The sequence below is a fragment of the uncultured Dysgonomonas sp. genome, from assembly GCF_900079725.1.
Taxonomy (GTDB): domain Bacteria; phylum Bacteroidota; class Bacteroidia; order Bacteroidales; family Dysgonomonadaceae; genus Dysgonomonas.
Window position 1 is genome coordinate 3,279,313 of the sequence record NZ_LT599032.1, and the last position, 25,926, is coordinate 3,305,238.

The following is a 25,926-nucleotide window of genomic DNA, read 5'->3' on the forward strand; positions in this document are numbered from 1 at the left end:
AAAAAAAGAAAGTAGGAAAGGGCACATGGGGGATGCCTAGGCTCTCAGAGGCGAAGAAGGACGTGATAAGCTGCGATAAGCTACGGGAAGGTGCAAATAACCCTTGATCCGTGGATTTCCGAATGGGGCAACCCAATATCCGAAGAGGATATTACACTATGTATGTAGTGAGCAAACGCGGGGAACTGAAACATCTAAGTACCCGTAGGAAAAGAAAATAAAAATGATTCCCAAAGTAGTGGCGAGCGAAATGGGAAGAGCCCAAACCGGTATTGTTTAGGCAATACCGGGGTTGTAGGACTGCGCTGTGGCAAGAACGATTTGAAGTAGAACGTTTTGGAAAGAACGATCATAGAGGGTGATAATCCCGTATACGAATCATATCCGAAGCCTAGCAGTATCCTGAGTAGCGCGGGACACGAGAAATCCTGTGTGAATCTGCCGGGACCATCCGGTAAGGCTAAATACTCCTGAGAGACCGATAGTGAACCAGTACCGTGAGGGAAAGGTGAAAAGCACCTCGAACAGAGGAGTGAAAGAGACCCTGAAACCATGTGCCTACAAGCGGTCGGAGCATTAAATTGTGACGGCGTGCCTTTTGCATAATGAACCTACGAGTTACTCTTACTGGCAAGGTTAAGTACAAAGATGTACGCAGCCGAAGCGAAAGCAAGTCTTAACAGGGCGCTTTAGTCAGTAGGAGTAGACGCGAAACCAAGTGATCTACCCTTGGGCAGGTTGAAGTTTGGGTAACACCAAATGGAGGACCGAACCGGTAAGCGTTGAAAAGCTTTCGGATGACCTGAGGGTAGGGGTGAAAGGCTAATCAAACTTGGAGATAGCTCGTACTCCCCGAAATGCATTTAGGTGCAGCCTCGGCGAATTACTTATGTCAGGTAGAGCGACTGATTGGATGCGAGGGCTTCGCCGCCTATCAAGTCCAGATAAACTCCGAATGGGCATAAGTTAATACCGGGAGTGAGGGCATGGGTGCTAAGGTCCATGTCCGAGAGGGAAAGAACCCAGACCATCAGCTAAGGTCCCCAAATACATGTTCAGTTGAATTAACGAAGTATGACTACTAAGACAGCTAGGATGTTGGCTTGGAAGCAGCCATTCATTTAAAGAGTGCGTAACAGCTCACTAGTCGAGTGGTCGTGCGTGGATAATAATCGGGCATAAACATGTTACCGAAGCTATGGGATAAAATATTATCGGTAGGGGAGCATTCTACTCAGCGTTGAAGGCGAGGCGTAAGCCTTTCTGGAGCGTGTAGAAAAGCAAATGTAGGTATAAGTAACGATAAAGGGGGTGAGAAACCCCCTCGCCGAAAGACTAAGGTTTCCTGATCAACGCTAATCGGATCAGGGTAAGTCGGACCCTAAGGTGTAGCCGAACGGCGAAGCCGATGGAAGAACCGGTTAATATTCCGGTACTGTTATCTAGAGTTATGTGGGGACGCAGGAGTGACACTGCTGCCAAGTGACGGATTACTTGGTTAAAGGAAGTAGACGTTGATTACGGTAGGCAAATCCGCCGTGAGAGTTGAAACTGATAGTACTACAATCCTTCGGGAGCGTAGATAATGCAGGTAAACAGACTGCCTAGAAAAACCGCTAAACGCTAATCTATATAGCAACCGTACCACAAACGGACACACGTAGTCGGGTTGAAAATACTAAGGCGCTCGAGCGATTCACAGTTAAGGAATTAGGCAAAATGACCCTGTAACTTCGGGATAAAGGGTGCCAGCTTCACGGCTGGCCGCAGAGAATAGGTCAAGGCAACTGTTTAACAAAAACACATGGCTATGCAAATTTGAAAGAAGACGTATATAGCCTGACACCTGCCCGGTGCTGGAAGGTTAAGAGGAGATGTCATGAGCAATCAGAAGCATTGAATTGAAGCCCCAGTAAACGGCGGCCGTAACTATAACGGTCCTAAGGTAGCGAAATTCCTTGTCGGGTAAGTTCCGACCTGCACGAATGGTGTAATGATCTTGACACTGTCTCAACTGTGATCTCGGTGAAATTGTAGTATCGGTGAAGATGCCGATTACCCGCGATGGGACGAAAAGACCCCGTGAACCTTTACTATAGCTTTACATTGATTCTGGGCACTTGATGTGTAGGATAGGCCGGAGGCTATGAAGCGGGTACGCTAGTACTTGTGGAGCCAACCTTGAAATACGGCCCTTTAATTGTTTGGAATCTAACCTGCGGATGCAGGAACAGTGTATGGTGGGTAGTTTGACTGGGGTGGTCGCCTCCAAAAGAGTAACGGAGGCTTCTAAAGGTGTGCTCAGGACGATTGGTAACCGTTCGTAGAGTGTAATGGTATAAGCACGCTTGACTGAGAGACCCACAAGTCGATCAGGTAGGAAACTAGAGCATAGTGATCCGGTGGTTTCAGTATGGAATGGCCATCGCTCAAAGGATAAAAGGTACTCCGGGGATAACAGGCTGATCATTCCCAAGAGCTCATATCGACGGAATGGTTTGGCACCTCGATGTCGGCTCGTCACATCCTGGGGCTGGAGCAGGTCCCAAGGGTTGGGCTGTTCGCCCATTAAAGTGGCACGCGAGCTGGGTTCAGAACGTCGTGAGACAGTTCGGTCTCTATCTATCGTGGGCGCAGGATATTTGCGGAGATCTGACACTAGTACGAGAGGACCGTGTTGGACGGACCCCTGGTCTACCGGTTGTTCCGCCAGGAGCATCGCCGGGTAGCTAAGTCCGGATTGGATAAGTGCTGAAAGCATCTAAGTACGAAGCCGACTTCAAGATAAGATATCCATTAAGGGTGGTTGTAGACTACGACCTAGATAGGCTACAGGTGTAAAGGCAGCAATGTCATAGCCGAGTAGTACTAATTGCCCGGACGCTTTCAATGGTGCCAGTAGACTCACCGTAGTAAACTGGCACCGAACAACAAACCAGAGGTTTGCTATATTAGACAATAATCATAACAATACTTACTCTTTTACATCAGTCAATATAGTTGAAAATTGAGAGTTGACAGTTACATATAAACCATTGTCCACTATCAACTATCCACTATAAAAAGCATTCAGGTGGTTATAACACCGGGGCTCCACCTCTTCCCATTCCGAACAGAGAAGTTAAGCCCGGTCGTGCCGATGGTACTGCGCAAGTGGGAGAGTAGGTTACCGCCGTTTTAAGAAGAGAAGTCCTTCACTAATAGCAGTGAGGGACTTTTTTTGTGTTGATAGATACCACATGGATTATCATACTGATAGCTATATGTATTTCCGAAGACTTTTATCTAAAAAAAATATTTCAAAGAGCTGGGATTGCGCAATATGGGTGCTTATTCTATGTATAGATAAAATAGAATCCAGAATATACACTTTTTAGAATCTTAGTTTTTTATTGGATGGAGTTTTACCTTTAAATGATATTGAAGTGTTGCAAAGCTTTTAATATGCCATCATTATCAACAGAATCCGTTACATAATCTGCTATACTTTTAACCGAGTTATCGGCATTTCCCATCGCTACTCCAATTCCGGCATGACGAAGCATTTCTACATCATTGCCGCCATCGCCAAAAGCGATTGTTTCGCTGGCTGTAAAACCAAAATATTCACCGATCCGATCAATTCCTACACCCTTGTCGATACCTGTTGATATTACGTCTGCAAATGTGGGATACCAACGCATAGCACTACCGTTAGGTAAAGATTGCATGACTTGTTCTTCTTGTTCTTTTGTAAAGAATGCGGTTAGTTGGAATAATTCTTTATCTCTGTAGTATTCTAATGGTTGGGTCGGTATTTCTATAAAATTCAGGAGCTTGAATAAATATTGAACATCTGTATTCACCATATTTACAGATAGCTTATTCTCTTCAACAAATAGACAAGGAAATGGATCGATATTTTCCAGATAATCGATGAAAGTTTCAATGTCAGATTGAGGAATGCTTTGTTTAAATATAACCTTGTCTTTCCCGGCAAGGCAATAGCAGCCATTCATTGTAATATAACCATCAAAGGACACATCTCCTAAATTATTGATTGCTGAAAAATGTCGTCCGGTAGCAACAAATACTTTTATCCCTTTTTTACGGATCTCCTCAATTGCCTTGACTGTAGACTCAGGCATGCGGTGGGTTTTGAAACTTACTAATGTACCGTCTATGTCAAAAAATATTGCTTTTATCATGAAGTGAATTAATTGTGTTAGATAACTTAGACAAAAGTACAAAATATAAGCAGGATATCCTGTCTGTCTAATAATGAAAGACCTGAATCTCAATTTTCAGGTCTTTTATAGATTATCGTTCTCTGTATGTTTTACAGAGCTTTCTTCATAAAGCGAATCCAGTTTCCGGACGCTATTTTCTCAATATCGTCATCACTATATCCTCTGTTTTTCAACATCTGTGGAATTTTCTGTAAGTCGGCAATTGTTTTCAGATCATGCGGGCATTGTTCCGTGCCAAAAGCGCCATCGAGATCGCTTCCTACTGCTGCGTGATCAGTATTTCCTGCTATCTGACAAACACGGTCTATATTATTTATCATTATTTCCAGATTGCAGTTCATTCCCTCAGGTGTGGAGACACCACGAACCCAGTTGGGAACCATCATCCATGCATCCAGTGCTATTCCGATAACAGCTCCGCGTTCAATCAGCGCTTTAATCATTTCATCACTGAACTGTCGGTTATGGTCCACAAATGCCCGGCAATTGTTATGGCTGGCCCAAATATTTCCTTTATATATTTCCAGTGCATGCCAGAATGCATCATCGTTAAGATGTGTTGCATCGAGAATCATGCCCAAGCGATCCATTTCTTTCAATAATTCTATCGCCATTTGATTGAGACGCCCCGAAGAGTCTGTCCCATTCGCATACCTCCCGGGACCGTAATGAGCCGGGCCGATAGCTCTCAATCCATAGTTGTAAGCTCTTTCTATATAACTTACATTTACAATTGAATCTGCTCCTTCAAGGCTTAAAATATAACCTATCGGTTTATTGTCATTCGGTTCGTCATTCATCCATAGAGCCAGATGCTTTTCTAAAGATTCTTTGTCTCTTATCATCACCATCTGTCCTTCTTCCTCCATGGTTTTGTACCAGGCTAACTGACCTTGGGTTTGCGCCCACGCCTGTTCGGGGGAGTGCCAGCCCGCACCGGGTAGAGAGCCGTTCTTTTCTATAACTCGCCCTATCTGTGTGGCTACGACCAAACCAATATTCCCTTTTCTCAGTTCGGGTAATGTTGTTGTTGCCCTTGACCTGTCAGGCTTGTCGGTCATACCTGCTTCACTCTTGTTAATTTCTTCGACCGGCCAGCGTAAATCCCTGTTCCATTCCAGGGCATTCATACTAAGGTCGAGATGTGCATCTACGAAAAATAGTTTAGACATTTTATTAAGATTTAAGTTGTATAAAGGATTTATCGGCATGTAGGGGCGAATAAATATTCGCTCGTAACATCAACATGCTATTAATTATTATCAATTGCTTAATAGTTTATAAAACGGTTTCTTGCTATTATTTTCCATTCGTTTGTTTTCTCATTATGATCTATCACATATGCCTTGTCGTATAAAGCAACAGTGGGGCATATATGAACCGGAATTCCGTATAAGACAGTTCCTATCCGATATATATTACTGTCAGGAACACTTAATACGAGATGTTCTTCACTTTGAGCAATAGGTGTTGCTTCACTTGCATTTAAAAAATGGACTCTCGGTAGTGGATTTTCGGCTCCAACAGACTTATACCCTAAATCAATGCATATATGTGTTGAGTCAATAATAGAAATCACCCTGCTGATAACTACTGCTGCATATCTGAAAGGCAAGTCTTCAAGCATATGTTTGTATCCCCAGTCCCAGAATACAAACGTACCCGGACTACACTCGCAATTCTCACGGTGTGTATGTATAGGGAATGTCGGCGTTCCCCCCATAACCAGGATGATAGGATAGGGGAGCAGCGGCTTGATTTTCTTATATACCTTTTCAGCTAAAGCATATGAAATATCGCTGTTTTTACGGCGTGTCTCTATGTCTTCATCGTGTATATGCCCGTCATAGCCATGTAATCCTGCGATACGAATCTGAGGCAAATCTATAATCGATTTGACCAGATCTATTGCTTTTTCGGGCTTGATCCCTGTCCTGTTCATCCCGATGTTAAGATCGATGAAGATATCTAATGTGATATTATTTTCTCTGCATAAACCGGAGATGATTTTTGCATTTTCTTCATTGTCTACAAGGCATGAAAACCGTGTATCAGGATATGCTTTTATCAATTCTATCAGGCGTGCGATTTTGGGGCCTACAGGCTGGTATGCTAACAATACATCCGGTGCGTTCACTAATGCCAGCATTTCTGCTTCGGCAATAGTCGCACATTTATATTTGGTGATACCCGATTTTAGCATCATGGCACAAACTTCCCCCATCTTATTTGTTTTCACATGAGGGCGGAGTTTATCTGTACCCCCGGCTATTTGTATTACCAAATCTATATTCTCCTGAATCCGTTCCGGATATACCGCAAGGGCAGGGGAATCGATCTGTTCTATATTGCTTATTTTATACCAATCAGCCATAATTTTATTTAAATGTATATTGTTAAAACCTGACAAACTTGACACATTTTTCAGTTTTTTTATCTTATCATTTTCTTTTTAAAAAACTCTGTGTAACTCTCTTTACTTCGTAGTGAAAAGTCTCTCGCAAAAACACTAAGGTGCAAAAGGTAACACATGTAACACTTTTTCTACTATTCTATAAGTATTACTTTTTTCTCAAAACTTGACAAAAATTACACTTTTTGACCTGTCAACTTTTTACTTAATACTTAAAATGCTCAAAGAGCTATCAGCTAAATTGTATAGATAAAAATATATCAGTATAATTCAAACAAAGCTTCTATCTCGACCGGAATATTATCCGGTAAAGAACCAAATCCTACTGCACTTCTCGTTCCTACGCCATTCTCTTCACCCCATACCGAAGCAAAGAGCTCGCTACATCCGTTGATGATATATGGATGATGCTCAAAATCGGGAGTGCAATTTACCATTCCCAATACTTTTATCACCCGTCTCACTTTATTCAGGCTACCAAGGTTGGTTTTGATTGTAGACAACATTGTTAGTCCTACTTGGCGTGCAGCCAGCTTACCTTCTTCTTGAGAAAGTTCTCTACCTATCCGTCCGATAATTAAAGATTTATCATCCTGTACAGGGCCATGCCCCGACAGATAAAGATATTTTCCGTCTATAATGCAAGGCTTGTATACTCCTTTGGGAGCCGGAGCCGGAGGAAGTGTCAGACCTAATTTTCCAAATTGTTCGTCAGCATTGTAAATACTCATCAGTTTATTGTTTTAATTATTGATATTTTTTTTAAATGATAAAACTTAGTAATAATACACCTATCAATCCTGCAATGGATACAATCGCTTCCATCACCGACCATGATTTGATTGTATCTTTCAGACTCAGGTTGAAATATTCTTTAAACATCCAGAAGCCGGCATCGTTCACATGCGAAAACATTAAACTGCCTGCGCCCAACGATAAAACCATCAGATTCGGATTCACTCCCGATTGGATAACCAACGGCATGATGACTCCCGCAGCAGTAAGGGCTGCTACTGTAGCCGAACCGACACACCCCCTGATAATGGCTGCGATCAGCCATCCTAGAATAAGCGGGTGAACAGGTAATTGCTCCAGACTATTCGCCAGCTGGGTACTCACACCACTGTCTTCCATTATTTGCTTGAAGATACCTGCTCCGGCAATAATAAGCAGTATCATGGCAATATCTTTCACTGCATCGCCATATATATCCATTACTTCTTTGATACTCCTGCCTTGCCTGATACCTAAAGTGTATGTGGCAGCAATAACTGCTATAAGCATAACCAGTGACGGAGCACCGATAAATGATATAAAGGATTTTATCCCCGTGCTCATATTTGGAAGGCATAGTGGTATAACCGTCACTAATATCAATAGAAATACAGGTAATGTTGCACTGATAAAACTATTTGCTTTACCCGGTGTTCCAAAATTTCCGGAAGTCTCTTTTTGCTCAAACAGGGTTACAGGACCTGATTTTATATTCTTGAGTGTTTTCGAAAAAACAGGACCAGCGAGAATAATTGCGGGGATAGCTACAATGAGGCCATAAATTAAAGTCATCCCAATATCAGCTTTAAACATCGAAACTAAAGCTACAGGCGATGGGTGAGGAGGTAAGAATCCGTGTGTTACGGACAGTGCTGCCAGCATCGGTAAACCAATATATACAGCAGGCAACTTATATTTATATACTATCGAAAAAATGAGGGGGACAAGGAGTACAAAACCAATCCCGTAGAAAAGAGGAATACCGACAATGAAACCTGTGATCATCAGTCCCCATTGAATGTACTTCGTCCCAAAAGCGGCGACCATTACATCGGCTATTTTCTGTGCGGCTCCACTCTCTGCAACAAGTTTACCTAGCATTGCGCCTAATACGATAATCAGGGTAAGGTCTTTCATGATAGCCCCTATGCCATTGTTTACCGACACAGGAAGGTTTTCTAACGGAATGCCTAATGCTACTCCGGCAAGAATGGATACTATCAGAAATGACAGAAATGCGTTGACTTTAAAATATGAAATCAGCACGATAAGCAGTGCCAGACTTAGGATGATAATGATAAAAGACATTGCTCAAGGTTTTATATATTTGAGGTTCAAGCTATATTGTAGCTCTGAATGGGTTCAAATGTGTTTTTTCAATATGTCAAATGTAACGAATATCTTTAATAAATCAAGCGAGCAGGTGTTAATTAACATTTATGCATTAAGGAGAGGGAATAGTTTAAATGTTTTGGCTGATATGTGGAGACGTTCAATTCTTTTCTACATGGCTACACTCCTTCGTTATTTTTTGTTCTAATCTTATCTCATCTCTGCCGTGCCCTTCCGGGCTTATCCTTATTTTGGGCTTTGTCCCGATAGTGCGTCAGCCTGTGCCGTAGGCTTCACGGGCGGGTCGGCCTTTGAAGGGGGGCGCTAAAGCGTTTTTGGTTCCTTTTATGGTCTGTGGGCAAACAACGTTCGACGGAGCAAAGCGTATTCAAAAGGAACACAAGCAATCTCTGATTGCGCGTAGTATAAAATAATTCAACATTTAAACAAAACTACTGATTCGAATTAAAAAAGAAACATACACACTATTTTATCACATTACAAAATACTTATAACTTATAACCCGTAACTTACAACTTATTTTTACCTTTGCATCTCAATTTAGTAATAACTTAAAAGGTAACTTATGATTACATCAGACCAACTCAAAGAAGTGTTGGAACGCGAGGAAGCGTTAAGGAGGCATCTTTGACGTCGATGCGAAAAAAATACAACTCGAAGAAGAAGAATTAAGAACGCATGCACCTGGTTTTTGGGACGATGCAAAGGCTGCGGAAACCCAAATGAAGATTATCCGCGGACTCAAAGGCTGGATAGAAGGATACGAAGAAGTAAAAGGTGCAGCTGAAGAATTACAGTTAGCATTTGATTTCCAGAAAGAAGGAGTAACTTCCGAAGAAGAAGTAGATGCAGCATATGAGAATGCCGTGAAACTTGTAGAAAATCTGGAACTAAAAAATATGCTTCGCCGCGAAGAAGATAAGCTCGGTGCAGTGTTGAAAATAAACAGTGGAGCCGGAGGTACCGAAGGGCAGGACTGGGCTTCGATGCTCTTCCGTATGTACCAGCGATGGTGCGATGCCAGAGGTTATAAAACAACCATCACCCATTGGCAGGATGGAGATGAAGCCGGTATTAAAACAGCTACATTACAGGTCGAAGGCGAGTATGCATACGGTTATCTGAAGTCGGAGAACGGCGTGCACCGTCTTGTTCGTGTATCGCCATATAACGCTCAGGGCAAACGTATGACCTCATTTGCTTCGGTCTATGTAGTACCCTTAGTCGACGATACTATCGAGATAGAAGTAAATCAGTCCGACATTACATGGGATACGTTCCGTTCCAGTGGAGCCGGAGGCCAGAATGTAAATAAAGTGGAGACCGGGGTTCGCCTGCACTATAAATACAAAGATCCTGAGACAGGAGAAGAGAAAGAAATCGTAATAGAGAATACAGAAAGCCGTTCCCAGTTCGGAAACAAGGACAATGCGATCCGTTTGCTGAAATCGCAGTTGTACGAAATGGAACTGGAAAGACGTAGTCGCGAACAGTCGAAGATAGAGGCCGGTAAGAAGAAAATAGAATGGGGTTCGCAAATCCGCAGCTATGTATTCGACGACCGCCGTGTGAAAGACCATCGTACAAACTACCAGACATCGAATGTGAATGCTGTAATGGATGGTGACCTGGACGATTTTATCAAAGCATATTTAATGGAGTATGGAGAAGAAGCCTGAAAAGGTTTCTTTTTCATTTCACAATTATACCCTAAAATGACCTTAATTATGATCAGGAAAGCATATCGGATGAGTGCTGTTCTGTGCATTGCATTATTGGCAGCAATGCCGGGAATAGCGCAGAAGAAAGTGTTAGACCATTCTGTTTATGATACATGGAAAAGCCTTTCCAATATCGAAATAACAAATGACGGAAAGTATAGCGTTGTCGTAGTAAAGGAACAGGAGGGAGACGATTATCTCCTCATCCGGAATCTGAAAAGCCAAAAGGAACTTATCCTTCACCGTGGTTATACATATACTATTACTCCTGACCAGAAGAATGTAGTAGCTCAGATAAAAGCACCTTACGCTGTAACCCGTCAGGCAAAGATAAAGAAAACGGCCGATGAGAAATTGCCTAAAGACTCTTTGGTGATAATATCCCTCGATAAATTTACTCTGTCTAAAATACCGAATGTGAAGAGTTATAAGCTGGGAAAAGACTATTCCGACTATATTGCCTACACATTGGACGATACAATAAAAGTAAAGGACAAGAAAGACATAAAGGCATATTCACTTATCTTCCGTAATCTTTATTCGGCAAAAGAAGATACAATCAAACATGCGACCGAATATGTATTCAGCCGCAACGGTAAAAGTCTTGCAACAATACTGAAACCGAATGCCAAAGATACAGTAAATAAAGCGGGAGTATTATTCATCAACCTGAGTACTCTGGATAAGAGAACAGTGTCGACAGGAAAGACAATATATAAAAATCTTGCATTGTCGGAGTCCGGAAGTAAACTTACTTTTCTTGCCACAGCCGATAGCGTAAAGAAAGAAACCAAGGATTACAGCCTGTTTTATTTCGATACGGCATTGGATTCGGCAAAACTTATTGCAGATAAAAATGTTTCAGGAATGCCTGATAAATGGAGTGTGAGCGAGAACTACTCGCCTATTTTCAGTAAAGATGAGAAGCGCTTGCTATTAGGTACTGCACCCGTGAAATTGCCAAAAGATACAACTATCCCTGATTTTGAAAAGGCTCAACTCGACCTTTGGCATTGGCAGGAACCACAGATACAGCCCATGCAGCTGGTTCAACTGGAAAAGAAAAACAAACAAACTTATCTCTCATATATAGATTTAAACAATAATAAGTTTTATCAGTTGGCAACCGAAGATATTCCCGAAGTAAATATCTCAGGAGAGAATAACGGAAAATATGCATTGGGAGTTTCTGACCTCAAATATGAAATTGAGCAGCAATGGGATCTTTGGGCAGGATCGAGAAATGATATCTGGCTTTTCGATCTGGAGAATAATACAAAGAAGCAAATAAAAACGGGATTAGAAGGACGGATTTATTTCTCTCCCCAAGGCAATTATCTTTTATGGTATACTCCTCAAGATAAAAAATACTATGCTTATTCCTCGAAAACAGGAAAAGAAGTATGTCTGACAGATGGCCTTGGCGTAAACTTCTGGAATGAAAAAACAGATACACCGATACAGCCTTATCCATATGGCCCTGCAGCATGGATGGAAAATGATGCGGCCGTTCTGGTTTACGACAGATACGATATATGGAAGCTTGATCCTGAGGGTGTAAAGAGACCCGAAAATCTGACAAAGGGGACTGGACGCGAAAAGAAAACCGTACTCCGATATATTAAGACTGACCCGGAAAGCCGCTTTATAAAACCCGATGAAAAATTATTACTCTCTGCTTTTGATGAGACCAGTAAGGAAGCCGGATTTTATGAATGGAATAAATCGAAAGTAGTTCCTCTGATAATGGGTAAATATACATATACTACGCTGGTAAAGGCAAAAGATAAGGATGTATATTGTTTTACGAAAAGCAATTTCAACACTTCACCCGATCTATATGTAACTACCGATCGATGGAAGACAGATGCGAAATTGTCGGATATCAATCCACAGATGAAAGAATACAACTGGGGTACGGCAGAGTTAGTGTCGTGGACCATGTTTGATGGTAAGACAACTCAGGGTATTGTATATAAGCCCGAAGATTTTGATCCTGCAAAGAAATATCCTGTAATGATTTACTTCTATGAGCAGCATACCGATAATCTTTATCAGTATTTTCCTCCTGCGCCCAGCCGTTCCATTATCAATATCCCGTTTTATTGCAGCAGGGGCTATATTGTATTTACGCCTGATATAGTATATACAACAGGTCATCCCGGCGAGAGTGCCTATAACGCTGTCGTTTCCGGTGCGCAAAAACTGGCTGAGAACCCATGGGTGGATAAAAATAATATGGCTATACAAGGACAAAGCTGGGGTGGCTACCAGACAGCTTACCTGATTACCCGTACCAATATGTTTAAAGCTGCGGGAGCCGGAGCGCCTGTATCTAATATGTTCAGTGCATATGGTGGCATCCGTTGGGATACGGGAATGAGCCGCCAGTTCCAGTATGAGCAGACGCAGTCGCGCATAGGTGCTACCATGTGGGAGGCTCCGGAACTGTATAAAGAAAATTCTCCAATCTTCTTTGCCGATAAAGTGCAGACTCCTTTGCTTATCATGCATAACGATAAAGACGGCGCTGTGCCGTGGTATCAGGGTATCGAATATTTTATGGCTCTCCGCCGTTTACAGAAGCCGGTATGGATGCTTCAATACAATAATGAGGCGCACAATCTGAAAGAACGGAGAAATACCAAAGACCTGAGCATACGTTTGCAGCAATTTTTCGACCATTACCTGAAAGGCGACCCGATGCCTGTATGGATGAAGACTGGTGTGCCGGCTACAGAAAAAGGCCGGAATTATGGCTTCGATCTGGAATGAAGATATTGAAAATATATAGGAGAAGACAGACTTTTTTAGTCTGTCTTTTTTATGTCTTATTGTTTTTGAACAAAGCATAAATCAAATCGTTAATTACATAACTCAATCTAATAAATTATATTAGCTTATGGCTCACTCTTCACATACTTCTCATTCTCTCTTGCGCAAGCGTGGTGACGGAATTGCTACTGTTTCTTTCTCTGAGCTGCTTTTCGATCTTATATATGTATTTGCTGTAACACAGTTATCTCATTACTTTTTGCATCATTTGAACTGGACAGGCTTTTTGCAAAGTGCCGTACTCTGGTTTGCGGTATGGCTCGGCTGGCAGCATACTACGTGGATGACAAACTGGTTCGACCCGAATATCCGCAGCATAAGAGGTATCCTGTTTGTGCTGATGATGATCGGGCTATTGGTTGCGGCAGCCATTCCGGAGGCTTTTGGAGAAAGGGGATGGATATTTGCCTTTTGTTATGTGGTCATTCAGGTGGGACGTACGGCGTCCATTTTATTTATGCTAGGCAGGAAGCATCAGTTAACACCAAATTACACCCGTATATTCGGCTGGTTTATCATATCGGCAGTCTTTTGGATCATCGGAGCTTTTCAGGCAGGGGATATGCGGCTGTTATTATGGGCGATAGCTGTCCTGTGTGATTATACCGCACCTATGTTCGGCTTTTACCTCCCGTTTTTTGGACGTTCAGACTCGGCTAAAGACTGGACAATAGACGGGCATCATCTGACTGAAAGAAGTCAGCTGTTTGTTATCATCGCTTTCGGGGAAACGATTTTGATGTCCGGCGCTTCATTAAGTGAAATCGAAGTCTGGACAGCTCCTGTTGTTTTAGCGGCGCTTATATCATTCGTCAGTAGTCTGGCTATGTGGTGGATTTATTTCGATGCAAGCAGCGAAGCCGGAGCGGAAAAAATAATGAAAGTGGATAATCCGGGCTTGCTGGGCTTGAAATATCACTCGATACATGTTATCTTAGTGGGTGCGTTGATACTTTGTGCGGTAGGAGATGAACTGGTGGTCAATCATCCGTTGGGACATATGACTGCATCTGCAGTATTTGTAGTAATCGTAGGGCCGATCATTTACCTGATTGCAAATATGGTATATAAATGGTTTACATGCAGGATTATAGCAAAGTCTCATATTGTAGCGATTATGGCTTTAGTTGTCCTTATTCTGTTTAGTCCTTATCTAAACCTTATTGTCTGCAATGCATTGTCTGTATCTATATTTGTGTTTATCAGTATTTATGAAGTGGTTGATTCTAAAAAGAAAGGCCAGAAGAAAATAAAAGGATAAACAATATGCAACTGCAGGACGTTTATAAATAAACTACAAACTAAAAAAACTTATTCAGCAATGGAAAATTACGAATTAATCAACAATACAGATGAGAATCAATATGAGTTTCATGTAGGAAAATATCTTGCTAAGATAGAATACATAAAAACAAATAACGGGGAAATATACCTGACCCATACAGAAGTTCCTGTAGCTCTCGAAGGACAGGGTATAGGTAGCCAGCTAGTAGAAAAAGTACTTACAGATATAGAAAAGAGCGGGTTGCGCCTGATCCCTCTTTGTCCTTTTGTGGCAGGATATATAAAAAAACATCAGGACTGGAGACGTATTGTTATGAAAGGGATCAACGTATAATATATACAGGAAATAATAAGATCGACTAAATATACAAAACTAAAAACATGGAAAAGAAAATTGAATACACCAATGGTGAACTTACCATTGTATGGCAACCTGAGCTTTGCCAGCATGCAGGTGTTTGTGTAAAAATGCTGCCTAAAGTATATAACCCTAAAGACAGGCCTTGGGTGAAACCGGGCAATGCGACTACAGAACAATTGATAGCTCAGATAGACAAATGTCCTTCGGGTGCATTAAGCTACCGATTGAATAAAGGCTGAATAATGTTGACATTAGATAAAGGGTGTGGCTTTTAAACGAACCACACCTTTTATTTTTAAGCGATATTGTTAAACCTCGGATTCTGTCATATCTGTTATAAATTTTCTTTGTGCATTGAGAAACTCTGCCTGAAGATATTCGTTAGACTTTGTAATCAATGTCGAATACTTAAGCAGGGATTCAAGCCATTTTTTTTGTAATGTGCAAGCCTCTTTATTGAAAACTACTATTGGATTGAAAGTGTACGACCAATAGCGGGCACAGGTAGTGCCATCGTATTCCAGATAAGCACAATTAGATTCTATTGGTAACGCTGATAAATATATATAGATGTTTGATCCGGCTTCATTTACTCCGGTTTGTAACAATTGTTCTATGCCATCCACCACCAGCAACAGTTCTTTCTGTATTGCTAAAAATTCATTGTCATTAATTAACTTTCTTTTATGATAATAAAGTACTTCTTCTGTGGTAGGGAGAAATGTATTTTTATCCAGAATAAATTTAATATTATTTACTCTCATGTAATTATACATGTAGTTTTTGTATAAGGTTTCCAGTTGTGAAGGAAAAGTCAAATCGGACAAATAGAAATTAATGGGTACCTCGTGAGTCTGGTGAATCCATTTGAAATAGCGGAACTTTCTGATGTTTTCATATTGCATGCTAAAGGCAAAAGGAATTCTGCTGCTCGAAGCTATCATCTCGGATTCATTGGCTTTGCGCAATTTTTGACTGATGTCTGCCATGTTTTGCAGTAACTTTCCATAAGATTCGATTGGGTCGGATGTACCATTTAAATACAGATCGAAAAAAGCCCGTTTATTGTTATGCTGTCCTATTATGTCGTCGGCAGATATTCCTAGTTTTATTGATATTGCAGCTACTTCTTCGAAGGTAAAAGGTATGCTGTTTCTTACCCTGCGATAGGCTGATTCCCGGCTTAGGTCGAGAAGATCGCATAAAAATGGAATGATTCTCTCTTTTTCAGGCAGAGACTCATATATAGCAGATACTACCTTTTGATTTAAACTCTCTTTCATATCATGATCATTTACAATAAATAAACTTACGAAAAAGGAAAATGTTTAATATTTGGATTTAGATATACTTTATTTGTAATAATTAAGAATATACCTTTGTTCATGGCTATTATATCCGAATTTACCGTAATAGCATCTGTTCTGATGACTATTACGGTAACACTCTTTATCCGGTTTACTCTTTGTTTCGGGAGATTATTTTTTCGTTGCTTTTTCTTCTTCTATTGTTTTAATTATATTCTCTCCAATACCTATACGATACCCCTGAGACGAATATAATATGCCTCCGTTTGTAGACAAATAAACAGTCAGAGGGAAATTGTTCGAGAAATCTATCTGCAAAGCTCCTGCAACAGCATTAAGCAATACGCGTTTGTTATCAGTCATCCACAACGATTGTTTTGGCAAGCCCTTAAATACAGAGGCATCAAATGCTTTACTCAGTTTATCGTCGGGTACTGCAAATAATAATCCGCCGTTCCAGTCCTCAATAGCTTGTTGTACGGCAGGCAGATCCTGAAGGATATGCTTGGTCGGCTCTTTGTCAGGATCGGCAAAGCAGATAACCAGACCTTTTTTGTTGGTCAGCTCTTTCAATGTTTTTTTGCTACCGTCATTCAATGTGACTATAGTATTCGGGTCTACGATCCCTTGTACCTGAATACGTCCTTCCACCTTAGGCAGTTTGATTTCTATGGCTCTGGACTCCTTACCTTTCACTTCTATGTAGCGTGTGTCGATGGTTACAGATCCATCATTTCCCCTGCTGCCTGTCATTATACGGTAATAACCCTCGTCAACGGATATTTTTGCAGGCAGGCTCTTTATCTCATTCTCATAGTCGAGTGTGACAAAATTCCCATTGTCGAAACGGGCGATTGTAAAATGCGTATAGTATCCCGGTTTTACGATATTATCCTTTGCACTAGTAAATGTTATAGTCGCTTTTGGCTTTTCCGCGGCTAGTTCTTCAAAAAATACATCTGTCCACAAATTATCCTCTGCCTTGAGATATTGGGGACGGCTGGTAGCCGGGTCTATACGGGTCAGTATATCCATTGAACGGCATAGGGCAACAAAGAATATATCCCTCGAATGTTTATCGGAAACCTTTAGCTCGTAAACTCCTTGAGGCGATACAGGGCATTTGAAGTAGTTTTGTTCATTATCCACTTTTATATTGGTGCGGACAAAATCGACCACAGTCTGTATATCTGAGCGCGATTTGTTAACAAAATCCTCCGTCAGCACTTTTTTGAAATAGCCGCGCCACGGACGGATTAGTTCCAGGCTGATGCGTGGTGATAATATATATTGTGCATAACGCTTATGGAAGTCAGGTATTCCTCCCGGCCAGGAGCCATTGACGATCAGGTGATCAGATAAATATCCGGTGGGAGTGTCACGCAGGTCTTTGTCTTTTAATGATTCGATGAATGGGTATAAGTATCCGTTGCCGTTTTGAGATTTAAGGAATACGGATATCTCCTGCCAGTTCCCTTGCGATTTAGATAAATACTCCCATGTTTTGTCAGCATTCAGGTTATTCTCTCCGGCAAATTTACGAGCGTCAGCCTCATTTATAAATGTATTCATATACCCATTACGGATAGAATCTTCATGAGCAAGACGTTTCGCATTCCCGGCAATCTTTTCAGTAGATAATTCTTTTACTGATTGTTCGGCAGGTGCTTCCATAATGATGGACTCTTCGAATTCCCCGCCTTGTTTTTCTTTTAGGGTGACTGTTAATTCCCCGTCACCTGGAGTCGATTTTGCATAGCCGTATATATCATGTTTATTTGCCCACACAAGTATATCTCCCATACCCGAAACAATAGATGTACTACCGTCCTCTTTTGTAATACCTGTTGCAATAGGGTAAAATTCGGCATAATTATATACATTAAAGTTCACAGTTGCTCCGGCTACAGGTTTGCCTGCTTCGTCCACCACCTTTACTTTTATATCACGGGTAGCAGTATAATTGCCTAATAGATTAATCACGGAATACAGATCGGTTTGTACATTTTTTTCTTCAGGGCCATTATATAACCCGAAGACATTGGTATGTACCATCATTGCCCGCTTTGCAGGTGCGGAAAACCATGCCACATCGAGTTCGGGTTCGGGTTCACAGGCGCCGATATAGTGCCATTTCCCGTCTACCCATGCTTCGACCCAAGCGTGGTTATCATCGGTGTGTACCCAACGCGGAGTATAGCATTGACGTGCAGGAATACCTACGGCTCGTAAGGCTGCTGTAGTAAATGTGGATTCTTCTCCGCAGCGGCCCCAGGATGTTTTGGCTAAGGCTAAAGGAGAGGATGTCCGTCCGTCCGTTCCCCTGTATGTTACTTTCTCGTGGCACCAGTGATTGACTTCGAGTACTGCTTGCTCCATTGTCAGGTTCTTCACCCGGTCTTTTAATTCTTCGAAAAAGACCTGGCGGGCGGAGTCTAGGTTCTCATTGTTTACCCGGTAAACCAGTACGAAATGACGGAAAATATCATCAGGTATTTTCTTTCCCCAATCAAAATAGTCACGGGCATTGAATGCAGCATCTACTTGTCCGAGGAAAAAATCGCCGTCATAGTCGGCTAGGTCGGAAAGCGGCATATAAGCATACAGGAATTCCAATGCTTCTCGTTTCTCTACAGGCAAATCAGGTTTATCTAGTACAGAGAATAGTTGCTCGCTACGGCCGGCAGCCAGTTCTTTTCGTTTAAGGAATTGCTCGTGCACTTCTTTTCTGTACTTTTCGTCTTTCAGAAAATGAGGATTCGACTCACTACATGCACTGATAAAAATCAATATAGAAGATAGGATAATAGAGTAGAAGCTTATTCTTTTCATGTCTATTAATAAATTAAGGTTTTAAATTAAACACCCGTCAGCAAAAATAGTTGACAGACGATAGACCGGATTAATCCCAGTTAGGATCGTAACTGGACGAACGGCCTCTTTGCTCATATTTCAAATCCTGCAATAGGGACGAGCTTGCCCGTAATGATACATAATATGATTTATAGGCGCCTACAGGGTTAAAGCTGGCGGTAATTGACCAGCAATGGAGGTTGCGGGTAAGGTTACAGCTCATATATGCGATTTTTTTAGCATCGAAGTCGTAACTGGTGTTGAAATTGAAATTCCAGTTTTTTGTAGGTTGTATGCTTCCGCTTAATCCGAAGTTTTTGGTTATCCGCCCTTTATATTCCATCTTGTCATAATCAAAATCCCCGTAATTATAATTCATGGAGAAGTTGAAGGCCAGGTTCCATTTAATTTCATTTTTTATATAACCGTCTTCATCGTATTGGTTATCATCTTTCTTTTTTTCCAGCAGGCTGCCTTTTTTCTGTTCTCCGGCTTCACCTTCAGGGCTGTCTGTATCCGTCTGGCTGCCTTCCTTTTTACCGCCTTCTTTCTCTATATCTTTACCAAACAGCTTTTTAAAGGTGTCCTGATTAATGGATGGAGATATGGAATATCCCGTACTTTTCAGTCGTCCTATACCCTTACCGTGGCTGATACGCAGCTTGTCAACCTTTGTAGGACTGCCATATTGGTCCAATCCATACATATACGGGTCAAAAGCGGCACCTATATTTACTACAAATGATTTACTGAATTTGAAACGGGCATTTACAGCAATGTCGCTCCATTTGAGGGAGTCGGCCATCATATTATTGCTAAAATTGATGCTTAGATTGTCTATCAGGCTTATCTTTTTGTATCCGGTCGAATCTTTTTCGGACGCGACTTTCATTTCCAGGTTATTCTCAAAGTTGAATGAAACCATTCCTGAAGCACCCATCGGAGCTGTACCAAACATACCCTGCGAATAAGGAGAATATACATATTCCATTTGTTGCCCTTTCGAATCGATATATTTATATCTTTCGTAGAATCCAAACATAGGGTCACTGAAGTCGGGGGCATAACTTAGACTGATACTGGGAGTGAATACATGGCGGATTCGTGTTGTTTTGGAAAAAACAGGTATATATTCACCATATAATTTAGTTTGGAAACTCAATGCGGCATTGAAATCATAGACACGCTTGAATGAATATGTCGTATCGCCCCGCATACTCATATGCGTGTTTGTCTCAGGATTCCATTGTTTTTGTATCTTACTGGTATACCAACGTTCCGTATAATTTATAGATGGCGTGATATTCAGATAATTGAAAGCGCTGAATGTAGCAGAGACCGGAATGGAATGTTTCATTGCATTTTTCCAATCCTTTTTTAAGCTGGATTTAAATAACAGGTTTTCTTTTGTATCGATACTGTTTCTGAAATCTCCGGTATAACTTAGTTGTATCTTCTCATACCAGCGCTCTGCTCCGGCCGCTTCCTTTCTTTTGAATGGCGCTACACGGCTCATAGTTACGGTCAGGTTCGGCAAAGTCATGGAGATGGACGAGTCTTGGCTACGCTGTGCCACATTCATAGAGGCAGATATACTCCACGCCGAATTTGGTATTTTTTGAGTCAGATTGACGCTCGAACCTTTCGTGTTACTTGTACCTTGGCGGGTATACCGGTTGTCAAGGCTGTTGTTATTATAAGAGCTTGTCGCAAAATTCACACTTGCAGAGAGTGTCCGGAACATATTCGCTTTAGGGTCTTGCGAGTGGGTCCAGTTGATGGCGAGGTCTTTACTTATCGATTGGTCTACATCCTTTTCCCCGTATTTGTTATACAGGTAATTGAAGTCGAACGAGCCGGAATACTTATAACGTTTACGGTATGATGAACGGGCCTTGAGCGCCCACGAACCTTTTGTATAAATATCACCCGTGAGGGCAAGGTCTATATTGTCATTAATGGCGAAGTAATATCCTCCGTCGTGCAGGTTGAATCCTCTGTCCATCTCGTCTCCGTAAGACGGCATGATGACTCCCGATGAATATTTATCGGAAAATGGAAAGAATCCGAAAGGAAGTCCCAGAGGTAAGGGTAATCCTTCGATAACGAGATACGCAGGCCCTGTTACTACATTCTTTTTCGGTTTTACCTTTGCTTTTGTCAGTGCCAGATAGAAATGCGGGTGTTCGTGGTCGTCGCAGGTTGTATATTTACCATCGAGCATAAAGAAAGAGTTGTCCTCCTGCTTCTTAGCTCTTCCCGCTATTACATAACCTTCCCCCTGAGTGGTAACGACATTGGTGATATATGCCTTTTTTGTTTTGAAATTATACTTCATATCTTTCGACTCATAATCCGTCCCTCCATCGGAAAAGATGGGGTAGCCGAATTCGTTCCCTACCGAATCCAGACCGTATGAGGCATAAACCAGACTACTATCCATATTCATGGATAATTTCTCGCCTTTTAGTGTTATTTCGGTATATTTTACTTCCGCAGAGCCATATAAATAGCCCCAATTGCTGGCCATAAGTACCACAGAGTCATTGGCTGTATAGTCTACTACGGCATCCAACGCATTCTTTTTTTGTGCAGTAGAGTCTTGTAGTAAAGAGTCGTTGTGGAGTTTCAGGGAATCATTCTTCGGGAGGGAATCTCCCTTCACACGGGGCAGGGTGTCGTTGCTATATATTAAATTTATAGCACGATGCTTAGTATAGGCATATTGTGCACCCCAGAAAGGCACAGAGAACAATATACATAGAAAAATGTATGCTAAGATGCGAACTTTTCTCATCTACAAAACCTCATGCTTATATATTCGGATGCAAAGCTAATCAATTAAACATGAAAGCAGAATACGAAAAAACAAAAAAAGTATAAATTTTTGTATTCAGACTGAATATTCACGATCAATCTTATTGCCCGGAGTCCGGATATTTATGTATATATTTTCTATCTTTGTTCCTTATTAAACGAATCTTTCTATGAAATATTTTTTACTTGCCCTTGCACTCTTCTTCTCAATAGCAGAATCACAGGCTCAGAACTTTGAAGATTATTTTGTCGATAAAGCTTTGCGTATCGATTATATTTTTTCCGGAAATGATGAATCTCAGGTTGTCGCTCTCGACCAGTTGAATCAGTTGCCTCATTGGGCAGGGCGCAGACATAACTTGTCGCAGCTTCTTCGTAAAGGTAATGGACAAATATGGGTGACAGATGTAAAAACCGGAACATGTATCTATACCGATGCTTTCAGTACTTTGTTTTCAGAATGGCAGACTACGCCTGAGGCTAAGGAGGTTAGGAAGAGTTTCGAGAATTCATTTCTTATACCTTATCCTAAAGGGAAGATATCAGTGGAGATAAAACTGAGAGATAAGTTTGGTGTATACAAGACTGCGATCAGGCACGATGTAAATCCGGATGATATTCTGATAAAGAAAAAAGGACTGAAGAATATTCCGGCCTATACAGTCATACATAGGGGCGATTCGGTTAATAAATGTGTGAATGTAGTTATTTTGGCTGAAGGATATACAGCTTCTGAGATGGCAAAGTTCAGAGAGCATGCGCAGATAACTTGTGAACAAATATTCAGTCATAGCCCGTTCAATGAGCTGAAAGATAAGTTCAATTTTTATGCGGTGGAAACGATTTCCGAGGACTCCGGTGTGAGTGTGCCGCGCGAAAACAACTGGAGTAGGACAGCTTTCAGTTCCCATTTCGACACATTCTATTCCGACCGGTATCTGACGACATCTCATGTAAAAGACATACATGATGCTATTGCCGGAATACCATATGCACATATTATTATATTAGCAAATACAGATGTGTACGGAGGTGGAGGGATATTTAATGCATACACATTGACTACCACCGGCCATGCTGCCTTTAAGCCTGTTGTAGTCCATGAATTCGGGCATAGCTTTGCCGGATTGGCCGATGAATATTTTTATGACAGCGATGTGTTGGACAATACATACCTGCATTCTGTAGAGCCATGGGAACCCAATATTACCACCTTGGTCGACTTTACCGTAAAGTGGCAGGATATGCTTGAGCCTCAGACTCCGGTGCCCACAAATGCTGATCTTGCAGATAAATATAATATAGGAGTGTTCGAAGGTGCAGGTTATTCGGCAAAAGGTATATATCGCCCTGTTATCGATTGCCGGATGAAGACAAATACATGCAAAGACTTCTGTCCTGTATGTCAAAGAGCTATACTGCAACTCGTAAAATTCTATACTGAGTAAAAAAAATACAGTCAGGATTTTATTTATAAGGATAAAACCGCTATTTTTGTCGCTGCTAATTCTGAATATTAAAATATATAACTAATAATACAATGTCTTCTAAAAAGAAACAAGCTGAAATACGGGAAGAAAAGGACTGGGAGAAAATCGACAGTGCCGTTCATAGATCTGAAAATTTTATCGAAAAATATCAGAAACAGATATTGATCGGAATCGGTATTGTTGTGGTAGTTGTCAGTGGATATCTGGCATTCCGGCATTTCTATCTCGGGCCAAAGAATGTAGAAGCACAGGTTGCTTTGTTCAAAGGGGAGCAATATTACAGAAACGGACAGGATTCCCTTGCCATCTATGGTGATGCAAACGGATATGTAGGTTTTGAATCTATCATTAGCGACTATGGGGCTACCAATGCCGGAAATCTTGCAAAATTATATGCCGGTATCTGTTATGCTAACTTGGGCCAGTATGATAAAGCTTTGGATCATTTGAAAGGATTTAGCGGAAGTGACAAAGTATTGTCTCAATTAGTAAATGGAACTATCGGAGACTGCCTTAGCAACACCGGAAAAGAAAATGATGCTGTTTCTTATTATGTGAAAGCAGCTAAAGGTGTTGACAATCCTTCACAAAGTCCGATCTTATATAAGAAGGCGGGCCTTATATACCGCAACCAAGGCAACTACGACAAAGTGGTTGAAACATTTACTACAATCAAAAATCAATATATGAATTCACCAGTTGCAATGGAAGCTGATAAATATATTGAAGAAGCTAATCTGATGAAAGCCGGAGGAGCAAAATAAGAGGAAAGAAAATTACCGAGATATACAAAAAGCGCAGAAGTTGATATTTCTGCGCTTTTTGTATTTAATACTTCCTTGGTCTATTTAGAAATTATTACTCATCACCTGTATACCGTATTTTTCGGCCTCTTCGTACTTCTCTTTTATAAACATGTATAAATTGGGGGATTTATGAGCACCCGCTTTTCTTGTTTCATTCAAAGGCTGGATATAGCCGATCGACAACATTTTGCGCTGAAAATTACGTCTGTCTATCTCCCGTCCCAGAATGGCTTCGTATATACATCTCAGTTCGGGCATAGTGAATTTTTCAGGTAGCAATTCGTAACCCATTGGTATAAATCCGATTTGTCTACGTATAGTAGAAATAGCTGTATCGATAATTTCTTTATGATCTGCATATAGAGGCGGTATTTCATTGATGTCGAACCATCCGGCCTCTTCATACTCTTCGTTAGCAAATAATTGAGCTTCGTTATATTTGATAAGGGAATAATATCCCAGACTTATAAAGCGGTCGAGATACCATTGGCCTTTGTCTTCCTGAATATTAAACCGCTTAAGTATATCGGCATTTTCCTCTACACCTATGCGCCCTTTTTTTCCAAAGAAATAAAATTGTTTAAGATACACATCTTCAAGTCCGGTACGGCCCTTTAGTACCCGTAAAGCAGATTCATCGGGATCCTCGTCTTTTGCTACAAAGCCCCCGGGAAGCATCCATTTCTCACTGACTTTAAATTTGCATAACAATACTTTAAGACGTCCCGAATCAAAACCCAGTATGATACAATCGACGGATACATTCGGTATGAATATACCCGATCCTTGATCCAGGGTCTCGAAAGGTGGCTTTTCTTTTTCCATAAGTTTTTTCATTTGATGACATTGTCCGGGTTTTCCTTGTCCTTTTTATTATCGAGATAATAAATATGATACTCTGCTTTCTCTTTAGCTGTTTTCAGGCTGTCGAGTTGTAACATCATTGTTGATAACTGAAAAGATTTAGAAATTGCGGACTTCGTAGTTTGCGATAAGGTATATGTATATTTTCCCTGTCCCTCGAGTGTGGCAGTCAGGGGATTGTTTGAATTTGTGAATATAAATCCGGCTACGCCATTTTCGCTGGTTCCCGCAAAGCGGATAATCTCATACTCTTTTCCCATATTGGAAAACCTGTAGTTTAGCCCATCATCGGTCACCGCCAACGATTGAGCAAAGGAGCCGTCTTTTGCAGATATTTTTATACGATTATGTTTTTGTTTTGACCCTACAAAAACGCTTTCTATGTATAATACGCCATCCTCCCCTACTCCCGAACGTAGCATTGTGCCGGTAATAACTCCACCGGTAAGGCTTTCTTTAGGAATAAATACTCCTGTTTCCTGATATTCTTTGTTGCGTTGAAATGAAAAAAGGGTTTTTATTTTATCCAATGTAGGTTCATGCATGGCAATGAGTGAATCGCATTGGGTGATTATCTGTTCGTTCTCTGCCCTTCTTACCGTGTCGAGAAAAGCCAGGCTGGCCCGTATCTGGTCAAATGCTTTAGGATACAGTATTTTCACGCTGTCTATTTCCTGTTTAGCCAATGTGTACTCTTTGTTGGCATAGAAACGACGGGCTGAGTCTAAGCGCAGTTTGGCTCCATCATCTTTTGCTCCGCAAGCAAACAAGAAGATAAAGAGAAACACCATTGTATTTCTTAAAATTTTTTGCATAGGA

The 25,926-nt window shown here is 41.2% G+C and carries 17 protein-coding genes and 2 rRNA genes; 9 read left to right on the top strand and 10 right to left on the bottom strand.

What is annotated here, in order from left to right:
- Nucleotides 1-4: 4 nt before the first annotated feature.
- Together QZL88_RS13785 and rrf are read left to right on the top strand one after the other, a co-directional pair.
- A 23S ribosomal RNA gene (locus tag QZL88_RS13785) occupies nucleotides 5-2,893 on the top strand.
- 176 nt (nucleotides 2,894-3,069) lie between these two features.
- Nucleotides 3,070-3,178 (top strand): 5S ribosomal RNA (gene rrf, locus QZL88_RS13790).
- A gap of 232 nt (nucleotides 3,179-3,410) precedes the next feature.
- Here the strand turns inward: rrf and QZL88_RS13795 are convergent.
- The 5 genes from QZL88_RS13795 to QZL88_RS13815 form a co-directional block, all read right to left on the bottom strand.
- On the bottom strand, nucleotides 3,411-4,187 hold the full coding sequence (locus QZL88_RS13795) for a Cof-type HAD-IIB family hydrolase (RefSeq protein WP_296941965.1): 777 nt from the start codon (nucleotides 4,185-4,187) through the stop codon (nucleotides 3,411-3,413).
- Nucleotides 4,188-4,318: 131 nt separating this feature from the next.
- Nucleotides 4,319-5,401 carry a membrane dipeptidase gene (locus QZL88_RS13800; protein ID WP_296941966.1) on the bottom strand — a complete coding sequence of 361 codons (1,083 nt, stop codon included), beginning with the start codon at nucleotides 5,399-5,401 and terminating at the stop codon, nucleotides 4,319-4,321.
- Nucleotides 5,402-5,499: 98 nt separating this feature from the next.
- Complete coding sequence (locus QZL88_RS13805) at nucleotides 5,500-6,603, bottom strand: D-TA family PLP-dependent enzyme (RefSeq protein WP_296941967.1); 1,104 nt, start codon at nucleotides 6,601-6,603, stop codon at nucleotides 5,500-5,502.
- A gap of 299 nt (nucleotides 6,604-6,902) precedes the next feature.
- The gene (locus QZL88_RS13810) at nucleotides 6,903-7,373 is read right to left on the bottom strand and encodes a RidA family protein (RefSeq protein WP_296941968.1); all 471 of its coding nucleotides are present in this window, start codon (nucleotides 7,371-7,373) and stop codon (nucleotides 6,903-6,905) included.
- Nucleotides 7,374-7,404: 31 nt separating this feature from the next.
- Nucleotides 7,405-8,724 (bottom strand): gluconate:H+ symporter, encoded by a 1,320-nt coding sequence (locus QZL88_RS13815; RefSeq protein ID WP_296941969.1) that lies wholly within the window; start codon nucleotides 8,722-8,724, stop codon nucleotides 7,405-7,407.
- A gap of 610 nt (nucleotides 8,725-9,334) precedes the next feature.
- On the opposite strand from QZL88_RS13815, the gene prfB reads away from it, so the two are divergent.
- The 5 genes from prfB (at nucleotide 9,335) to QZL88_RS13840 (ending at nucleotide 15,209) form a co-directional block, all read left to right on the top strand.
- Nucleotides 9,335-10,448 (top strand): peptide chain release factor 2 gene (prfB, locus tag QZL88_RS13820; protein ID WP_296941971.1). Its coding sequence is split into 2 segments (ribosomal slippage): nucleotides 9,335-9,397 and nucleotides 9,399-10,448, totalling 1,113 coding nucleotides; the frame shifts between segments, so codons are not numbered across the junction.
- A 48-nt stretch (nucleotides 10,449-10,496) separates the two neighbouring features.
- On the top strand, nucleotides 10,497-13,265 hold the full coding sequence (locus QZL88_RS13825) for a prolyl oligopeptidase family serine peptidase (protein WP_296941973.1): 2,769 nt from the start codon (nucleotides 10,497-10,499) through the stop codon (nucleotides 13,263-13,265).
- 127 nt (nucleotides 13,266-13,392) lie between these two features.
- On the top strand, nucleotides 13,393-14,586 hold the full coding sequence (locus QZL88_RS13830) for a low temperature requirement protein A (protein WP_296941975.1): 1,194 nt from the start codon (nucleotides 13,393-13,395) through the stop codon (nucleotides 14,584-14,586).
- A 60-nt stretch (nucleotides 14,587-14,646) separates the two neighbouring features.
- Nucleotides 14,647-14,943: a GNAT family N-acetyltransferase gene (locus QZL88_RS13835; protein ID WP_296941977.1), complete on the top strand. Its 297-nt coding sequence runs from the start codon at nucleotides 14,647-14,649 to the stop codon at nucleotides 14,941-14,943.
- 47 nt (nucleotides 14,944-14,990) lie between these two features.
- A complete protein-coding gene (locus tag QZL88_RS13840) occupies nucleotides 14,991-15,209 on the top strand; it encodes a (4Fe-4S)-binding protein (RefSeq protein WP_296941980.1) in 219 nt (72 codons plus the stop codon).
- A gap of 69 nt (nucleotides 15,210-15,278) precedes the next feature.
- Here QZL88_RS13840 and QZL88_RS13845 read toward each other — a convergent pair whose 3' ends face one another.
- The 3 genes from QZL88_RS13845 to QZL88_RS13855 all read right to left on the bottom strand — a co-directional run bounded on the left by QZL88_RS13845 (nucleotide 15,279) and on the right by QZL88_RS13855 (nucleotide 21,927).
- The gene (locus QZL88_RS13845) at nucleotides 15,279-16,253 is read right to left on the bottom strand and encodes a helix-turn-helix domain-containing protein (RefSeq protein WP_296941982.1); all 975 of its coding nucleotides are present in this window, start codon (nucleotides 16,251-16,253) and stop codon (nucleotides 15,279-15,281) included.
- A 195-nt stretch (nucleotides 16,254-16,448) separates the two neighbouring features.
- On the bottom strand, nucleotides 16,449-19,109 hold the full coding sequence (locus tag QZL88_RS13850) for a transglutaminase domain-containing protein (RefSeq protein ID WP_296941984.1): 2,661 nt from the start codon (nucleotides 19,107-19,109) through the stop codon (nucleotides 16,449-16,451).
- A 70-nt stretch (nucleotides 19,110-19,179) separates the two neighbouring features.
- On the bottom strand, nucleotides 19,180-21,927 hold the full coding sequence (locus QZL88_RS13855; protein WP_296941986.1) for a putative LPS assembly protein LptD: 2,748 nt from the start codon (nucleotides 21,925-21,927) through the stop codon (nucleotides 19,180-19,182).
- A gap of 190 nt (nucleotides 21,928-22,117) precedes the next feature.
- Between QZL88_RS13855 and QZL88_RS13860 the strand changes: the two genes are divergently transcribed.
- Nucleotides 22,118-23,395: a M64 family metallopeptidase gene (locus tag QZL88_RS13860; protein ID WP_296941988.1), complete on the top strand. Its 1,278-nt coding sequence runs from the start codon at nucleotides 22,118-22,120 to the stop codon at nucleotides 23,393-23,395.
- Between the two features lie 92 nt (nucleotides 23,396-23,487).
- The gene (locus QZL88_RS13865) at nucleotides 23,488-24,201 is read left to right on the top strand and encodes a hypothetical protein (protein WP_296941990.1); all 714 of its coding nucleotides are present in this window, start codon (nucleotides 23,488-23,490) and stop codon (nucleotides 24,199-24,201) included.
- 84 nt (nucleotides 24,202-24,285) lie between these two features.
- Here QZL88_RS13865 and QZL88_RS13870 read toward each other — a convergent pair whose 3' ends face one another.
- Together QZL88_RS13870 and QZL88_RS13875 are read right to left on the bottom strand one after the other, a co-directional pair.
- Nucleotides 24,286-25,068, bottom strand: a complete 783-nt coding sequence (locus tag QZL88_RS13870) for an NUDIX domain-containing protein (protein WP_296941992.1) — start codon at nucleotides 25,066-25,068, stop codon at nucleotides 24,286-24,288.
- An 8-nt stretch (nucleotides 25,069-25,076) separates the two neighbouring features.
- The gene (locus QZL88_RS13875; RefSeq protein WP_296941994.1) at nucleotides 25,077-25,922 is read right to left on the bottom strand and encodes a hypothetical protein; all 846 of its coding nucleotides are present in this window, start codon (nucleotides 25,920-25,922) and stop codon (nucleotides 25,077-25,079) included.
- Nucleotides 25,923-25,926: the final 4 nt, after the last annotated feature.

Bases quoted from the DNA above. Each gene is read 5' to 3' on its own strand.
- QZL88_RS13795 (WP_296941965.1), bottom strand. From the start codon at position 4,187: ATGATAAAAGCAATATTTTTTGACATAGACGGTACATTAGTAAGTTTC.
- QZL88_RS13800 (WP_296941966.1), bottom strand. From the start codon at position 5,401: ATGTCTAAACTATTTTTCGTAGATGCACATCTCGACCTTAGTATGAAT.
- QZL88_RS13805 (WP_296941967.1), bottom strand. From the start codon at position 6,603: ATGGCTGATTGGTATAAAATAAGCAATATAGAACAGATCGATTCCCCT.
- QZL88_RS13810 (WP_296941968.1), bottom strand. From the start codon at position 7,373: ATGAGTATTTACAATGCTGACGAACAATTTGGAAAATTAGGTCTGACA.
- QZL88_RS13815 (WP_296941969.1), bottom strand. From the start codon at position 8,724: ATGTCTTTTATCATTATCATCCTAAGTCTGGCACTGCTTATCGTGCTG.
- QZL88_RS13825 (WP_296941973.1), top strand. From the start codon at position 10,497: ATGATCAGGAAAGCATATCGGATGAGTGCTGTTCTGTGCATTGCATTA.
- QZL88_RS13830 (WP_296941975.1), top strand. From the start codon at position 13,393: ATGGCTCACTCTTCACATACTTCTCATTCTCTCTTGCGCAAGCGTGGT.
- QZL88_RS13835 (WP_296941977.1), top strand. From the start codon at position 14,647: ATGGAAAATTACGAATTAATCAACAATACAGATGAGAATCAATATGAG.
- QZL88_RS13840 (WP_296941980.1), top strand. From the start codon at position 14,991: ATGGAAAAGAAAATTGAATACACCAATGGTGAACTTACCATTGTATGG.
- QZL88_RS13845 (WP_296941982.1), bottom strand. From the start codon at position 16,253: ATGAAAGAGAGTTTAAATCAAAAGGTAGTATCTGCTATATATGAGTCT.
- QZL88_RS13850 (WP_296941984.1), bottom strand. From the start codon at position 19,109: ATGAAAAGAATAAGCTTCTACTCTATTATCCTATCTTCTATATTGATT.
- QZL88_RS13855 (WP_296941986.1), bottom strand. From the start codon at position 21,927: ATGAGAAAAGTTCGCATCTTAGCATACATTTTTCTATGTATATTGTTC.
- QZL88_RS13860 (WP_296941988.1), top strand. From the start codon at position 22,118: ATGAAATATTTTTTACTTGCCCTTGCACTCTTCTTCTCAATAGCAGAA.
- QZL88_RS13865 (WP_296941990.1), top strand. From the start codon at position 23,488: ATGTCTTCTAAAAAGAAACAAGCTGAAATACGGGAAGAAAAGGACTGG.
- QZL88_RS13870 (WP_296941992.1), bottom strand. From the start codon at position 25,068: ATGGAAAAAGAAAAGCCACCTTTCGAGACCCTGGATCAAGGATCGGGT.
- QZL88_RS13875 (WP_296941994.1), bottom strand. From the start codon at position 25,922: ATGCAAAAAATTTTAAGAAATACAATGGTGTTTCTCTTTATCTTCTTG.